The sequence below is a fragment of the Acinetobacter sp. NIPH 2100 genome (assembly GCF_000369805.1).
Classification (GTDB): Bacteria; Pseudomonadota; Gammaproteobacteria; order Pseudomonadales; family Moraxellaceae; genus Acinetobacter.
Window position 1 is genome coordinate 1,804,482 of record NZ_KB850224.1, and the last position, 16,704, is coordinate 1,821,185.

General features: G+C 40.4%; 15 protein-coding genes. 8 read left to right on the plus strand and 7 right to left on the minus strand.

Annotated elements, in window-relative coordinates:
- Positions 1 to 116: 116 nt before the first annotated feature.
- The 5 genes from F887_RS09640 to pobR all read right to left on the minus strand — a co-directional run bounded on the left by F887_RS09640 (position 117) and on the right by pobR (position 5,023).
- On the minus strand, positions 117 to 824 hold the full coding sequence (locus F887_RS09640; protein ID WP_005293821.1) for a PDC sensor domain-containing protein: 708 nt from the start codon (positions 822 to 824) through the stop codon (positions 117 to 119).
- Positions 825 to 888: 64 nt separating this feature from the next.
- On the minus strand, positions 889 to 1,608 hold the full coding sequence (locus tag F887_RS09635; RefSeq protein ID WP_005293822.1) for a FadR/GntR family transcriptional regulator: 720 nt from the start codon (positions 1,606 to 1,608) through the stop codon (positions 889 to 891).
- Between the two features lie 56 nt (positions 1,609 to 1,664).
- A complete protein-coding gene (locus F887_RS09630) occupies positions 1,665 to 2,435 on the minus strand; it encodes a nuclear transport factor 2 family protein (protein ID WP_005293826.1) in 771 nt (256 codons plus the stop codon).
- Between the two features lie 28 nt (positions 2,436 to 2,463).
- Positions 2,464 to 3,894, minus strand: a complete 1,431-nt coding sequence (locus F887_RS09625; protein WP_005293827.1) for a gamma-aminobutyraldehyde dehydrogenase — start codon at positions 3,892 to 3,894, stop codon at positions 2,464 to 2,466.
- Positions 3,895 to 4,216: 322 nt separating this feature from the next.
- Positions 4,217 to 5,023 carry an IclR family transcriptional regulator PobR gene (gene pobR / locus F887_RS09620; RefSeq protein ID WP_005293830.1) on the minus strand — a complete coding sequence of 269 codons (807 nt, stop codon included), beginning with the start codon at positions 5,021 to 5,023 and terminating at the stop codon, positions 4,217 to 4,219.
- 144 nt (positions 5,024 to 5,167) lie between these two features.
- Between pobR and pobA the strand changes: the two genes are divergently transcribed.
- Positions 5,168 to 6,388 carry a 4-hydroxybenzoate 3-monooxygenase gene (gene pobA / locus F887_RS09615; protein ID WP_005293832.1) on the plus strand — a complete coding sequence of 407 codons (1,221 nt, stop codon included), beginning with the start codon at positions 5,168 to 5,170 and terminating at the stop codon, positions 6,386 to 6,388.
- Between the two features lie 113 nt (positions 6,389 to 6,501).
- Here pobA and F887_RS09610 read toward each other — a convergent pair whose 3' ends face one another.
- Positions 6,502 to 7,875, minus strand: coding sequence for an ABC1 kinase family protein (locus tag F887_RS09610; protein ID WP_005293835.1), 1,374 nt, complete (start codon positions 7,873 to 7,875; stop codon positions 6,502 to 6,504).
- 194 nt (positions 7,876 to 8,069) lie between these two features.
- Complete coding sequence (locus F887_RS09605; protein ID WP_005152732.1) at positions 8,070 to 8,375, minus strand: hypothetical protein; 306 nt, start codon at positions 8,373 to 8,375, stop codon at positions 8,070 to 8,072.
- A 165-nt stretch (positions 8,376 to 8,540) separates the two neighbouring features.
- Between F887_RS09605 and ybaK the strand changes: the two genes are divergently transcribed.
- The 7 genes from ybaK to F887_RS09570 all read left to right on the plus strand — a co-directional run bounded on the left by ybaK (position 8,541) and on the right by F887_RS09570 (position 16,700).
- A complete protein-coding gene (ybaK, locus tag F887_RS09600; protein WP_005293838.1) occupies positions 8,541 to 9,005 on the plus strand; it encodes a Cys-tRNA(Pro) deacylase in 465 nt (154 codons plus the stop codon).
- Positions 9,006 to 9,341: 336 nt separating this feature from the next.
- A complete protein-coding gene (locus F887_RS09595) occupies positions 9,342 to 11,126 on the plus strand; it encodes an IucA/IucC family protein (protein WP_005293841.1) in 1,785 nt (594 codons plus the stop codon).
- A complete protein-coding gene (locus F887_RS09590; protein ID WP_005293845.1) occupies positions 11,119 to 12,600 on the plus strand; it encodes a lysine N(6)-hydroxylase/L-ornithine N(5)-oxygenase family protein in 1,482 nt (493 codons plus the stop codon). The genes F887_RS09595 and F887_RS09590 overlap by 8 nt, the downstream gene beginning before the upstream one ends.
- Positions 12,597 to 14,414 carry an IucA/IucC family protein gene (locus F887_RS09585; RefSeq protein ID WP_005293849.1) on the plus strand — a complete coding sequence of 606 codons (1,818 nt, stop codon included), beginning with the start codon at positions 12,597 to 12,599 and terminating at the stop codon, positions 14,412 to 14,414. The genes F887_RS09590 and F887_RS09585 overlap by 4 nt, the downstream gene beginning before the upstream one ends.
- A 29-nt stretch (positions 14,415 to 14,443) precedes the next feature.
- Positions 14,444 to 15,085 (plus strand): acinetoferrin biosynthesis acetyltransferase AcbD, encoded by a 642-nt coding sequence (acbD, locus tag F887_RS09580; protein WP_005293850.1) that lies wholly within the window; start codon positions 14,444 to 14,446, stop codon positions 15,083 to 15,085.
- Complete coding sequence (locus tag F887_RS09575) at positions 15,082 to 15,453, plus strand: hypothetical protein (RefSeq protein ID WP_005293853.1); 372 nt, start codon at positions 15,082 to 15,084, stop codon at positions 15,451 to 15,453. The genes acbD and F887_RS09575 overlap by 4 nt, the downstream gene beginning before the upstream one ends.
- Positions 15,450 to 16,700, plus strand: a complete 1,251-nt coding sequence (locus F887_RS09570) for an MFS transporter (protein ID WP_005293857.1) — start codon at positions 15,450 to 15,452, stop codon at positions 16,698 to 16,700. Before F887_RS09575 ends, F887_RS09570 begins: the two co-directional genes overlap by 4 nt.
- Positions 16,701 to 16,704 lie beyond the last annotated feature (4 nt).

Genomic DNA, 16,704 nt, shown 5'->3' on the forward strand with positions numbered 1-16,704 from the left:
TCCAGAAAAACTTGTAATTTTTAGGCAAAAAACTCCCTTGGCTTATATTGACAAGCCAAAAAGAAGAAACTTATGAGAAAGAGAAGGTTAAGCGTTTAATTCAGAGCGAGAGAACGCTAAATCACCACCAACCTTAAAGACTGATTGGGGAGAGCACTTGCGTGTTTGCTCGTTAAGTTCTTCAACAAAGTGCCAGTTCTGATACTGATGTCATTTGAGGTAATAACACGAGCTGTGTTGTTGGTAATGACTGCTTTTTGTTGGATGTTTTTAAGTTTTGGAAGCAGAACTTTCTCTAATGCCGAGACCAGAACATCAATCGCAATCACACCGATAAACTGCTCACCAATCATCACGGGATGAGCCATGGTAATGGTATAAGCACCATTACAGATGTAATCGACATAGGGACCATAAAAACCAGGTTGTTTATTTTCGGCAGGTTGCTGGAACCATTCAAAAGTCCGGAAATCTAAAAAACGTTGCGCGTTTTGATAGTTCTCTAGTTGTGCCTGTTGTAATTGATTTTCCTTTTTATACCACCATTCCAGTGTCCAGTATTCTTGCTCTGTACTGGTTGCAGGACTATAACTGGCAAATCCCATGCCTTGACTATACTGGCTTTGATGAAGCGCAGTTTTTATTTCCTGTTGCAGTGCTTTACGCTCTGTCGTGGAAAGTTTGATGTCTTTGGTTTTTGCAGTTTTATGCTTAGATAAAATCTGACTGGTTTTATCTGCGAGGATCTCTGCAAGAGAAGTCGTTTCATCTGTTATGTGCTGAAGTAGCTGTTGAAGCTCTTCTATATATGCAAGTTGGGTCATTCCTATAACTCCTAAAATTCCATATGCTTGCAATCAATGCGTTGATTATCCCTTGGTTATTTTTTTAATTGATCGATAATTTATATTGCAGCATTTGATCGGTTTGCATGGAAATGATTTTTCTCGTTTGTAACACGGCTTCATCTCCATTTCCCTGAGTCAATGATGACAAAATTTTATTGTATTGATCTACCACAGCCTGATGAAATCCATCATTTTGGTATAAAACAGCAATAAGTGGGGCCCATTCTGCCTGTAAAGCGAGTTCTTGATTTGCCAGTCGTGCTGACTGTGCAAAAGAAGTCAAGCTCAGTAAACAACGTAAATCTAACTGAGCACGGATATCTGCCTCACGAGCTTGATTAAATTGTTCAATCAATGTGCTAATTTTCTCAAGTTCAGCATCGCTTGTTCTTTGACAAGCCAGATATGCACTATGACTTAAAATCGCACTATGGAACTCGCCTAAATCTGCCAGATACTCTGTTGATGCCTGACGCAAAGGATGCAGACTTAAACGTAAATCAGCAGGTAATTCACAAACAAAACTGCCACCATTCCGACCACGTCGAGTATCAATTAAACCTTTGACACGTAAAGTTGTTAAAGCTTCACGTACCGTGATAGGTGAAACACCCATTAAACGCGCTAAGTCAGCTTCATTCGGAAGCTGTTCCTGACTTTTGAGCAGTCCTGAGATAATCGCATTCTCCAAACGTTCAACCACCTGTTCAGAGCGGGTTGACTGTGTGATCGGTGCAAAGATTATCGTATATGCTGACATAGCTAGTTCTCTAAAAGCGAAGTTTAATCACTTCGCTTAATGATACGGATCATGGCTTAAAACACGCCAAAATTGTGTATTGCCTTTTCATCTTCTGGAACAGCAGGTATAGCATCCCAGAGTTCAGCAATTTTGCCATTTTCGAGACGCCATAATTCAAAATAGGCGTGTCGGTTTCCTGCGATTGTGCCTTCAGAATGGGTCAGTACAAACTGACCATCGGCAATGCTTCGATGAGTTTTGGAGTATACCAAACCTTGTCCTTCATTACGGATTTTGTTCAGGAAATCAATAACGGAATTTACACCGTCACCAATATCTGGACTATGTTGCAGGAAATGATCGCCATCAGTATAGGTTCTGAAGGCCTCATATTCTCCGTCAATCAAGGCCTTTTGAAAAAAAGCACGAATGACATTGCGGTTTGCTTCACAATCAGCACTGTCATCAATCTCAGTCGGACCATCTAGTTGGGTACGACCGCTGATATTCGGCTGTGCTTCAGTCACCAAGCCATCCCAATGCTCAACGATCTTGTCATCTTTAACACGATAAATATCAAATCCAACCAATGGCGTTTCATCTAGTCCGTGAAAACGACCGTGGATTGCCACCAGATCGCCATCACCGAGTACACGAATTGCTTCATGCTGGATCTGCGGGCAATCTTGGATCAGTTGACGCAGACCTGCCAGACCATCGGCAACTAAAGGCGAATGTTCAATAAAATCTTTTGAAAAATAAAGATCTAGAGCTCGGGGATCATGTAAATTAAACAAGACATGATGAGCCTTGCTAACAAAGCGTTTGGCTTCCTGAGTATCCATTCTATGCTCCTATTTGCTTCTGTTTTTATTATTCATTTGAACTCATGACATGCTTGATGCGCGTGTATTCTTCAAATCCATAACCTGATAAATCTTTTCCATATCCTGATTTTTTGAAACCGCCGTGTGGCATTTCTGCCGCTAAAGGGATATGTGTATTGACCCAGACTGTACCAAAATCCAGTTCACGAGATAAACGAGTCGCACGTGCGTGGTTCGTTGTCCAGACACTTGAAGCTAGGCCATATTCAATATCATTGGCTTTTTCCACAGCATCGTCTTCATCTTTAAATTTTTGAACCGTGATCACTGGGCCAAAAATTTCGTTTTGAATGGCGTCATCCTGTTGCTGTAAACCACTAATTACAGTTGCTTCAAAATAAAAACCTGGACGATTGGCATGTTTGCCGCCAGTTTCGACTTTGGCATGTGCAGGTAATTTTTCAATGAATGTCTGTACATTTTTAAGTTGATTGGCATTATTTAATGGACCATAAAGTGCATCTTGGTCATCAGGCTCACCAAAGCGTGTATTTTTTGCAGCAGTGATCAGTTTTGCTAAAAATGCATCATGAATAGATTCTTCTACGATGACACGTGTAGCTGCGGTACAGTCTTGTCCTGCATTGAAGAAACCAGTCAATGCGATCATTTCAACCGCTTTATCGATATCTGCATCTGCAAAGACCAAGACTGGTGCTTTTCCACCTAATTCGAGGTGTGCTTTGGCTAAGTTGGCCGCAGCTGATGCAGCAACCTGTAAACCTGCACGAACTGAACCTGTAATAGACACCAGAGCAGGTGTCTTGTGTGATACCACTTTAGAGCCAGCATCAGCACGACCTAAAACCACATTGAAAGCGCCTTTAGGGAAAAATGGTGCTGCAATTTCTGCCAGAAGCAGGGTACTTTCAGGTGTTGTATCACTTGGTTTTAAAACGACAGTATTCCCAGCCGCCAAAGCAGGCGCGATTTTCCAGACAGCCATCATCAAAGGATAATTCCATGGGGTAACCTGACCGACAACGCCAACAGGTTCACGTCGAATACTTGAGGTTAAGCCATCTAGATATTCACCTGTAGCAGAACCATTGAGTAAACGTGCAGCACCAGCAAAGAAACGAATTTGATTTGCAGAAACAGCAACTTCTTCAGAAGCAATCAGATGCTTAAGTTGTCCAGTATTACGGCTTTGCGCCTCAACTAAACGATCAGCATTTGCTTCAACGGCATCTGCTAAATCAAGTAAGGCTTTTTGGCGAACTGCCGGTGTGCTGCGTCCCCAAATCTTAAACGCTTGTTTTGCTGCTGCATACGCTGCATCTACTTCGGCTTCAGTTGCATTGGGTGATTCTGCGTAGATTTGTCCTGTCACAGGACTGACAAGATCAAAGTATTCGTTTCCTTTTGCCACTACATATTCGCCGTCAATAAAGTGTTTCAGTTGAATTTTAGACATTGTCCATTCCTTGTCTTTAGGTTTTAAAATATAACATATAAAACTATATGTATTATGTTTTAAATTTCTTGTCAAATTATTTCGAACCATCTTTACTGGGGAAATTGGCTTTTAAAAATGCTGAGTGTGTATAAGGATTTGATATCTATTTAGATATTACTTTATCGATTTTTCTTGTCTAAATTTTAAAAATGTCCCGTTATGTTTAAAAAATTACTATCAAATGCCTAAATTGTTTATGAATGCTTTTTAGGTCGCATTTCGTATATTGCAACAGCAAAAATGAAGAGGGCAAGGTGATAAAAATTTTAACGCTTAATTTTTAAATCACATTGCGAAGTTCGTTGGCTGTGTTGCGTAGCAGCGGTAAAATTTGCTCAATCAAATAATCTTGCTGTACACGATTGGTTTGAGACATGCAATTGAGCGCAGCAATTGCTTTTCCCTGAGCATTTAGCACAGGCACTGCAATCGCAATCACACCCAGTTCATGTTCTTCCTTGGAGAGACAATAATCTGATCGTGAAATCGTTTTTAATACGTCTAAAAACATTGGTTCATCCAGTATAGTGAAAGGAGTTAACCGTTTTAGTCCATAGCTTTTGATCCACTCATGTTGTGCTTGTTCGGAGAGTGCTGCCAGTAAAACCTTTCCTGTCGACGTTGCATGTGCAGGCAAGCGATTGCCTAAATGCATGCCATAGGGGCTGACCCGCAAATTATCCTGTTGAGGAAGATAACTTCGAGCGATGGGCACAACTTCATTATCATCTAAGACCACTAAAGAGAATGTTAAAGTGGTCTGGGCACACAGCAGATTCAGGAAAGACTGAGCGATTTTAGGCAAATGAGCAGAACTGAGATAAGAGCTTGAAAGCCTTAACACCCGGTGGGTCAGCCAAAAATAGTGCTCGTCTGTTTCCAAATAGCCTAAGTATTTTAAGGTTTTTAAATGCCTTCTTGCTGCGGTTCGACTAATCCCTGTGCGCTCTGCCACTTGTGTGACATTCAGACGCTGACGATCAATTCCAAAAGCTTCAAGTAAAGCCAGACCTTTTGCTAAACCTGCAATATAGTCTTCCTGACGAATACGTTCATGTGAACTTGGGTGCTCTAAAAAAGTATCCATAGGGCCATCTTTTCTGACAGTTATTTTGATTTTGTCCGCTATTCGGACAAATTGAATGATAAACGGATATTTTCAATTTGGATACATCGTATACAGAATATAAAAGCAGTAGTTTAAAAGTCAGGACAGTACAAGGATGAAGTCATGGAGACTTTAACAACACAAGTTGCGATTATTGGTGCAGGGCCTGCTGGATTATTGCTGGGGCAACTTCTCTATAAAGCAGGCATTGAACATATCGTCATTGAGCAACGCAGCGCTGAGTATGTAGCCTCGCGTATTCGTGCTGGAATTTTAGAGCAAGTATCAGTTGATTTACTCAAACAGGCAGGTGTAGACCAACACTTAAAAGAGAGAGGACTACCTCATTCAGGAATTGAGATACTCACCAACGGACAGAAGCATCGCGTTGATTTATCTGCGCTTACAGGCGGTAAACAAGTCACAGTCTATGGGCAGACAGAAGTCACCAAAGACTTGATGACTGCACGTGAGGCTGCACGTGAGGCTGCACAGCTCACATCGTTCTATGAAGCGGAAAATGTGCAGGTGAAAGATTTTTATGGCGCACCGCAGGTTCATTTTGAGTATCAGGGCAAGGCGATTCAAATTCACTGTGACTTTATTGCAGGTTGTGATGGCTATCATGGTATCTGCCGTGCCAGTGTTCCAGCAGATAAAATTAAAACCTTTGAAAAAGTCTATCCATTTGGCTGGCTGGGGATATTGGCTGATGTGCCACCCGTTGCGGATGAGTTGATTTATGTTCAGTCGGAACGCGGTTTTGCGCTGTGTAGTATGCGTTCAGAAACCCGTAGCCGTTATTATTTACAAGTTCCATTGACTGATCGGGTCGAAGATTGGTCGGATGAACGGTTCTGGGACGAACTAAAATGCCGTTTAGATATTGAAAGCCGGGAAAAGTTGATTACTGGTGTATCTATTGAAAAAAGTATCGCACCGTTACGTAGTTTTGTAACTGAACCTATGCGCTTTGGGAAAATGTTTTTAGCGGGAGACGCAGCACATATTGTGCCGCCTACAGGCGCAAAAGGGCTGAATTTAGCAGCGTCAGATATTGCCTATCTATCAAGTGCATTGGTTGAATATTATATTGAAGGCTCAGATCAAGGTATTGATCAATATTCGGAAAAATGCTTACAGCGAGTTTGGAAGGCTGAACGCTTTTCCTGGTGGATGACGCACTTGTTACATCGTTTTGAAACCGAAACGGAGTTTGAGCATAAAATTAAACAGGCCGAGCTAAGCTATATTCTTGGTTCAACTGCAGGCAAGACCACGTTGGCAGAAAACTATGTCGGTTTACCTTATGAAATTCAATCAGTGTCAGAAACTTGTGCTTAAGTCTTGTATCGTTTTGGATAAGTTTTAACTCATAAGGTAGCTTCATACAGAAACGAAAAAGACCTGCACAATGATTTGGGCAGGTCTTTTAAAAGATTCAAAATATCGCTGTTTTAAGCAAATTGAGGAATCATTTTGCGGACATTGGTTTTTGCATCAATTACGGTCATGAAGGTATAAGCACCAATGAATTTACGGCTGATAAACATAAATTCTTTAGGTGGGACTGAAAAATAGCGAGAAGCCATGGATTGTCCTGCTTGCTGCATGACACGGCTGTGTAATTGGCTTTTTTTCCAGTCATAGCGGTCTTGATCATCCATAATACCCACAGGCATATCTGGATTGTTGCTCGGGCAGCTAAATGCTTCGGTGGCAATCAGGAATACATCCGCCATACCAGGTTTAACACTTTCAGGCATGCCATCGAAGAATTCATAGCCCGTCATGGCTTTAACCATTGCATTTTTGTCATGATCATAACCTGCATGAATCAGGTTACGCGCTACAGTCAGTAAATTGTTATCGAATTGGCGAATCGCACCAAAGTCGAGTAAAACAATTTTGTCTTTCACGTCATTGCCATCGCCTAAACGAACGAGGTAATTCCCAAAGTTCGGATCGGTCTGCATTTCGCCCCATTCAAATAATTCACGTACTGCAATCTCCAAAGAAGCTTCACCTAACTGGTTACGACGTTCTTGAGGTAGAGAAAGCATGACGGGACTATTCACAGGAACACCACGCTCAAAGGTCATGCACAGTATTTTTTCAGCACAGAACTCATCAACAATCTGAGGCACGATGTAACGCGGATCATCTTTTAAACGTTCAGCAAAACGACGTGTGGTCGCAGCTTCAATGCCGTAATCGACTTCACGATGCATCATTTCTCGAACTTCATCAAACCACTGATCAAATTCACGAGTTTGCGGCACCATACGTGTCAATTTCAGCATGTTTTTAAAAAGATTCATGTCTGAATCAATCGCTTCGGCAACACCTGGATATTGAATTTTAAGTACTAGCTCAAGACCATCAGATTTACGTGTTGCACGGTGCACCTGAGCGAGTGAAGCGGTTCCGATTGGCTCATGATCAATGGTGAGCTCATCTAATTTTGAACCTAACTGTTCTTGTAAATGTGCTTTGATTGCAGGCCAAGCTAGTGCAACAGTTTGATTGTTAAGCGTATTTAAAGCTTGTGTAATTTCTTCAGGTAAAAAATGTTCACCATATAAAGCCATCATTTGCCCAATCTTCACGATTGAACCTTTTAATTTCCCTATTTCAGAAACTAAATAATGTGCCTGTTCAGCCATGGCTTTTTTACGTTTCTTCTCTTTTTCTTCTTCGCTTGAGAAAAGAGAAGTGGCATTTGCAGTCGCCCAACGAGTTCCAGCAAGTAAAGAAGCTTTTGCAATAGATAAGCGACGATCTACCGATGAGGTTTTTAGATTCTTAAGCTTATCGTTCTGATCTGACATGAAAGAAAAATCCTATGCTGAAACCGGAGAGTTAAAAGCCGAGACTTGAATTGTAGCGGATATTACAGCTTTTGAACGTATTAAAAAAGTTCAATCTCTTGAATTATCAGTCTAAATTTGTGCAAAAGGGCCATGATATGAAAATAGCCTAAGTAAATATTTCGCATTTACTTGAGATTTACTATACATATGTCCTAAATTTTAAACTGAATTTTGAGTGAAGATTTTCTTATCAAGGCTGCTCGATTGCTATGAATATGCTTCACTAACATTCGTTTGACTTCACTATGGTGAAAGCCAACTGAGTAAGCTTTGACAATAATAATACTGGGGAGTGTAAAGAAAAAATACTTGGTGTCGTCTAAAGTCGCATCCTTGAAAATGCCTTCAGCAACCAACATTTCTCTTAGAAATTGTTTTTCAGCTTGTATGGTACTGGATGACTCATCATCCCAATAATTCTGACGCATGGCCATTAAATTATTATGCTTATAACTCATATAAGAATTGAGCCTGTTTGTTTCACCTTAGCCAATATATGAGGTTGGTACAGCATTTATCAAGGAGATATTTATATCTAAAATAGCCTAAGCAAATTTAATCTTTAATTTTTAAATGCTACACTTATCCCACTTTTATTCCTAAACCAAAAATACTGAATTGATATGACACCTGCTTGTAAACTATTGGAAAAAAATAAAATAGCATTCTCGATTCATGAGTACGAACATGATGTTAATGCAAAAAGTTTCGGGCTAGAAGCAGCAGAAAAGTTGAATTTAAATGTTGAAGAAGTATTTAAAACCTTGATGGTGACAGATGAAAAAAATTATTTCATCGCAATTTTGCCTGTGAATCATCAGCTCAATCTAAAAAAAGTTGCAGCAGCAGTGGGGTGCAAGAAATTACAAATGGCAAATCCAAAAGACGCTGAGCGTTTAACTGGCTATTTGGTTGGAGGAATTAGCCCATTAGGGCAGAAGAAACGTTTCAAAACAGTGATTGATGCAACAGCCAAATCATTTGATAAAATTTATGTCAGCGGTGGTAAAAGAGGGCTGGACATTGGTCTTGATCCACAGCAACTCGCGAAATTACTTGGTGCAGATTTCTTTGATCTTTTAGACTAAAAAATAAATTTTACAGACAATGCTTTTTTTAAATTGTTGTTATTTATGTATTTTATAAATCTATAAAAGCTATTGCCAATACAAAAATTATCATTTTATTTAATGAGAATTATTATTATCTTTTTGTATCTTTTTTATTCTTACACTGCATATAAAGCCATTTGATTCAATTGTTTATCTGCCATTTATCGAGTTCCATTATTGAATTGAAAATATAAATGATAATAATTATCATTAGCTGACTCTTAATCACAACCTCCCTTGTGCTTAAGATATGTTTCAGGCCTAAAACATTTCGAAAAACAAATTAACTCTCTTGAAAGAGGAAACCGTCAGATGCAATCACTTGCCAATCGGTTGGCGATGCAACATTTCGTCAATGCATATACGCAAGAAACTGGCAAAGGTCACTTGCTAGATAAAAGTCAGCAAAGTCCACAACAACAAGCGTTTAGCCAAGGTTTGACGCTGTTATCACTTCCGATTCATTCTATTCAAGCACATTGTAATTTTCCTTTATCTTATGTCAGTCGAGTTGGACGGCACCGTTTAGCAGATCTCCCACAAGTTATTATTCAAGGACAAATCAAGACATTCAGCCCAGTTGCAATTGTTGGGCTGTTACTTGAAGAGTTGGTTTTTGAATCTTCTATTCCATTGGATGCGGCTTCTTTAGTCGAAAAGTGGATTCAAAGTCGAGATGCGCTGCAACAGTTTTTACTACAACGTGAAGATGATTTTGATGACTTGGTGAAAGCGGGTCAGAACTTTATAGAAACAGAGCAAGCTTTAATCCTCGGCCATAGTATGCATCCAGCCCCGAAAAGCAGGACAGGTTTTGTTCATGAAGATTGGCTAAAGTTCTCACCAGAGCACAAAGGCAAGACACAACTTCATTACTGGTTGGTACATCAAGACTATATTTCTGAAGGCAGTGCAACAGATGAAACGATCTCAAGTCAGCTCAAAACGGCGTTGCAATGGTATTTATCTGAAAATGATCTGAGCCTTTTAAAAACGCATACGGAATATAAACTACTGCCTTTGCATCCATGGCAGGCACGCTATTTACAAAGTAAGCCTTGGTTTGAGCGTTTGAAACAAACAGCTCAATTGGTTGATTTAGGTTTACGTGGTTGGCAATTTTCTCCGACGACATCGATTCGTACGCTTGCAAGCTTCAATGCACCGTGGATGGTCAAGCCTTCATTATCCGTGATGATTACCAATTCAATCCGCGTAAACTTGGCAAAAGAGTGTCATCGTGGTGAACTTACGCATCGTTTATGGCATAGCGAGTTTGGCCAGAACATTTTAAAACAATGCCCAAGTTTAAAAGCAGTCAATGATCCAGCCTGGATTGCTTTAAAAGTTGATGATGAAGTGGTCAATGAAAGTATTTGTATTTTCCGAGATCAGCCATTCCATCCCCAACAGCAAGTCACTTGTATTGCATCCTTATGCCAAGATCATCCAAGTAAATCTCTCAATCGTTTTAATGCTTTATTTGCAAAAATTGCCAAAACGCATCATGAAACTAATTTTTCAGAGATCGCTTTAGATTGGTTTAATCGCTTTCTCGAAGTCAGCCTGCAACCATTGATGTATCTCTATCATCGTTATGGTATGGCTTTTGAGTCACATCAGCAGAATGTATTGTTAGAGTTGGAAAATCATTTCCCAAAAACCTTGTGGCTGCGTGATAACCAAGGCTTTTATTATATTGAAGAATTTGCGACTGAAATTTTAAAAGCATTGCCTGAACTGAAAGAAAAAGCGTTTGCTGTTGGTCCAAAAGATTTTGTTGATGAACGTTTTAGCTACTATTTCTTTGGAAATACCTTATTTGGCATTATCAATGCAATTGGTGCAACGGGTTATATCACAGAAGATGAGCTGCTCGAACATCTCACTGGCTTTTTACAAGAGCAATTACAGCAATATCCTGACAGTACTTTATTACAGGGATTATTATTCAATTCAACATTACCTTATAAAGGTAATTTGTTGACACGCTTGCATGAGTTAGATGAGCTCATCGCTCCTGTTGAAAATCAATCGGTCTATGTACAACTGCCAAATCCACTGCGTATTTCACAGAAGGATGTCAGTTATGCTTGATTTTATAGGAATTGGTCTAGGGCCATTTAATTTAAGTCTTGCCAGTCTTCTCCAAAATAAGAGCTCGCTTAATTATGTATTTTTCGAGCAAAAGGTGCAGTTCGACTGGCATGCAGGCATGCAATTACCCAATACGGTACTGCAAGTTCCATTTATGGCTGATTTGGTATCGATGGTTGATCCCACCAGTCCATTTAGTTTTTTGAACTATCTACGCCACCAGCAGCGTCTATATAAGTTTTACTTTTTAGAGCAGCCACATATTCCACGTTGCGAGTATAACCATTACTGCCAATGGGTTGCAGAGCAATTGGAGTGTATTGAATATCAATCCCGTGTGCTAGAGATCGAACCTCAAACGATTGGCTTTAAGGTACTTGTAGAATCAGAAGGCATTCAGCAAAGTTATTTATGCCGTCACTTGGTGATTGGCAGTGGAAATGTACCTTATTTACCTGAATGCTTGGCAAAAGTTCAGCAACAACGGCCACAACAATGCCTACATTCGGCTCAATATATGACGCATGCTGATGCAGATTTGAATGGGGATGTCGTCGTATTAGGTTCTGGCCAATCCGCAGCTGAAGTCTTCATTGATCTGTTTAAAGAACAGCAAGATGAAGCGAATCATCAATTTGATTTGCATTGGTTCACGCGTTCACAAGGTTTTTTTCCAATGGAATATGCTCCATTAGGATTAGAGCACTTTAGCCCAGACTATGCACAGCATTTTTATGATTTGCCTGCTGAGAAGAAAGAACAGCAATTGCAGCAACAGGCGTTGTTGTATAAAGGAATCAGTGCAAAAACCATTCGCGAAATTTATCAAAGGCTGTATCACCGTAGTATCGCTGGACAAACTTTGCAGACACATTTGCATAGTCAGTGTGATTTAAAGGATGCAGAAGTATTAGATACACAAAAAATTCGACTACATTTTCAACACCGTGCGACGGCGCAAGCTTTCCATCTTGATTGTGATTTTGTTGTGGCAGCAACGGGTTACTTCACGCCTGATTTTAAATTTATGCAGCTGTTAAAACCTTATATCGAATTTGATCACAAACAGCGTTGGCAAATTTCAGCGGATTATCGTGTTGTCCATCACCTGAACGGCAATATTTTTGTCCAAAATCAGGAAATGCATAGCCACGGTGTAGGTACACCAGACTTGGGTCTAGGTGCGTATCGTGCAGCAACGATTATCAACCAACTGGTTGAGAACGAACTTTATGATCTCGGTCAGCAGGCGCAGACCTTCCAGCATTTTGAACTTGCTCAAAATCCCAAGATTCAAATGGCTGATGACAAAAGACTTTCAGAAGATCGTCTTGCTGAAAAGACTGTCAGTAAAAACCATCCGATTTTAAAGAAAACAGAACAGAGCACGATTACCACACATACCAGTAGTCGTTGCGCAAATACACGTACACAAACTGCTTCTGTACTTTCAACTTATGAGAAATTGATATGAACTTTGCGACCTTAAAAATTAATCAACAGCAATGGCGTGCCGCAGGACAACGTCTCATTGAAATGGCGATTGCAGAGTTTCTATATGAAGAAATTATTGAGGTTAAAGCCTTGTCTGCGGGGCGTTATCAATTAGAGCTTGCAGATCGTCGTTATGAATTTCAAGGGCATCAATATCTACTTGGGCATTGGAACATTCAGGAAGGCTCGGTACGTGATGTCAGTAATGGTCATGAGCATGATCAACCTGCTTGGAATTTGTATGAGTTTATTGTTGCAATGTCTGACAGTTCAAATGTGAAACCATTTACCAAAGCGTATTTGATTAAAGAAATGAATAATACTTGGTTAGCAGAAGCGCATTTGTTCAACGAAGCACGCTTACCAAGTCATGCAGTATTAACTGAACCACACTATAAAGTTGAAGGTATGTTGCGTGGGCATCCTTGGCTCATTATGAGTAAGGGGCGTATGGGCTTTGGTTATGATGATTATTTAGGTTCTGCGCCAGAATTATCACCTGAAGTCAAAGTACTCTGGTTGGCAGTACATCGTGACTTAGCAGAATTCCGCAGTACAGAGCAGTGGGACGCTTGTGGTCTGTATCAGCATGAATTTGATGCGAATGAACTTGAACAATTCATTCATGTTCTAAAAGAAAAAAATCTGGATCCTCAGAATTACTTTTTAATTCCAGTACATGCTTGGCAATGGCACCAATGGCTAGTTCCAACCTATGCCAATGAGATTGTGGATCAGAAAATTATTGAGCTCAACATTAGCCAAGATAGCTATGTGCCGATGCAATCGATTCGTACTTTATGCAACACATCAAACTTACAACGTCATTACATTAAGTTGCCAGTCAGTATCTTTAATACGGCTGTTTATCGTGGATTACCATCAAAACGTAATCTTGCAGCACCAGCAGTGACTGCGTGGTTAAAACAAATCCATCAACAGGATCAAGACTTACAGAATACTGGTGTGATTTTCTTGGGTGAAGTTGCAACTTTGACGATTCACCAGCCATGTTTTGACCGAATTGAAGGTGCACCATATCAATTTAAAGAGTTGTTTGGTTGTCTATGGCGAGAAAGCGTCGATCGCTATGTGGATCCTTCACATCAAGTACTTTCTCAAGCTGCGTTATTGCACCGAGATATTTCAGGTCAATCTATCCTGAATGTGTTGATTCAAGCATCAGGTTTAAGTCCTTTAGCATGGTTAGCGCAGTTTGCACGGGTCTGTCTGAGTCCGTTACTACTTTGTCTATATCGCTACGGCTTAGCATTTTCTCCTCATGGGGAAAACACGATGCTGGTACATGAAAATGGAATACCAAAAGCATTAGTACTAAAAGACTTTATTGATGACATCAATTTAGTCGATGAAGATTTCCCTGAGTTGGCTCAATTGCCATCTGAAGGTGATTTACTACTGCGCCACGATGCTGCCGATTTAAGCCATTTTATTTTCACAGGTCTGTTCATGGTGCATTACCGTTACATCTGTAATGTGTTCTTGCAAGATTACCCTGAATATTCAGAACTGGATTTTTGGCAGACCATTTCCAACAGCATTGTTGAATTTAACCAACAACATCCAGAGTTGGCTGAACGTGCTGAAAAATTTGCCATGTTACGCCCAACCTATACCAAAATTTGTTTGAACCGCGTTCGTTTATTTACCACCAGTTATAACGATGAAGCAGAGCGCCCAGTGCCTGTATTCCTTGATCCAATCCTGAATCCTGTCAGTCCTGAAACACTGGTGGAATGGTCAACTCAGCAAGTTGAATCGAAAGCAGGCTAGGTCTTCTTCTAAATTTATAAAGGTTCGATATGAAAACTATTTCTCAGCAATTGCCAGATTATTTTGAATACCACGAAGATGGGACGCAGTATTACTTACGTCAGGTGCAATATCCACAAGATATCCCATTGCTGCACCAATGGATGCATGAGCCACATGTGATTCCACAGTGGCAATTGAATAAATCAGAGTTAGATCTTCAAGTTTATTTTGACAAGATGCTAGCAGATGACCATCAACGTTTATTGATTGTGGGCGTAGATGGTAAAGACGTTGGTTATACCGAGATTTATGAGGGTAAACGTGATCGTTTAGGCCGTTATTATGACGGTGATGATAATGATCTCGGCTGGCATTTATTGTTTGGTGATAAATCCGTATTTGGTAAAGGTTTTTTGCGCCCGACCATTCGCTTGCTTAGCTTCTACATTTTTGAACATTCGCAAGCAAAAAAAATTGTGGGTGAACCTGATCATACTGTCAAGCCTTATGCTGCTGTCGTTGCAGAACTGTGTTACGAAACCCAACGTTTAATTCCTATGCCAGAAAAAACGGCGATGTTGTATTACTGCTTTAGAGAAACTTTTTATAACAAGTTTGGGGAATATTACCAAACTTCACAACAACAGCTAGCTGCTGATCAGCCAGCCAAACTCTTGAGTGTTACATGAGCTTATCCATAAATGAGATGCACATCTTGGACATGCGCTTCACAGCGCATGTCTCGGTGGCTGAATTTGAGCAATGGTTGACGCATATTCAACAATATTTCCAACAAAAAAGAAGTTTTGTGCTCATTATGCAAACCGAGCCGAACACTGAATTTCCTGAAGAATATCGGGTAATTCAGGGGAAGTGGTACAAACAATATAAACAAGATTTTTACCAATATTGTTTAGGTCTTGCGCGAATTGCCCAAGATGAAGCAGATCGTATCCGATTGGACACGCCTGCTTTGCAGAAGGCCTGGCATGTTCCTTATTTTGTCAGTTTAGAAAAAACCGATGCCATGCAATGGGCTATGCAGAGGTATTTATGAACCAACAATTAAAACCTGATCAGAATTTTCCAATAAAAACAGTCTCTGCGCTGAGCTTATCGGTTGTTGTTGTGCTTTATCTCGCACACGCATTGCCGCTGTATTTTTATAATGTCGCATTGCCTGCAATTTTACGCCATCAAGGTGTAGATTTACGTTGGATTGGCATGTTGTCGTTGTTGTATATCCCATGGGCATTTAAGTTTTTTTGGGCGCCCTTAATTGATCGTTTTTATTTTAAAGCGCTTGGTAAACGTAAAACTTGGCTGTTATTTACGCAAATTGCCTTGGTGTTAGGTGTCGTTGCCTTGGCTTTGACGCAATTTGATTATGGTTTGAGTGTATTTGTGATTGTCGGTTTATGGATTTCAACATTCGCTGCAACCCAAGATATTGCAATCGACGGTTATACAGTGGAGACCTTTTCTGAGTCCGAATATCGATTGGGCAGTATGGCACAAAGTATTGGTGTAGCACTCGGAAGTATGATTGGTGGAGCTGCAACGTTATGGCTTTATCAATTGTATGGTTGGCAAACCGCTTTGATTTGTTTAGCGGCGATGACAGCACTGACCATGTTGGCGATTTTTCAAATCAAAGAAAAATTGAATACAGAAAAAATTGCTAAGCAGCCACCGAGCCTCATTCGTGCATTTAAACGTCCTGAAATGTTATGGGCTTTGGCATTGATTGTGTGTTATCGCGTGGTAGAAGCACCTGCAATGGCGATGTTGAATCCAATGCTGATTGATCAAAAATGGTCTCTGGCAGAGATTGGGGTGCTGATGTCTGTGATTGGTGCTGGTATTGGCTTGTTGGCAGCCGTAACAGCGGCTTTCTTACTAAAAAAAATAGCAGCAACACAATTGCTGATTTGGGCTGGTTGGGCACGTAGTTTGGTTTATGCCGTGCTTGGTGCAGCCGTCTTACTTAGCTGGTTTAACCAGTGGCATATGTTATTGGGGCTATTTGTTGTGGTTATTTTGGCGATTCGCTACATCGCCATGACCGCTTTATACGCTCATTTCATGCATACCAGCTCCAAAGAACAAGCTGGAACAGACTTTACAATTTTGGTTTGTTTCGAGCTATTGGTTTACTTCATTGGCGGTGCAATGTCTGGTTTCTTGGCCAAAGCATTTGGTTATGGAAATTTCTATCTCATTTTAGCGGCGGCATCTGTCTTGAGCGTCTTGCTCAGCCAAGTGTTAATCCACAAAGCAAAACAAACGGAACAACTCACCTAGGGGT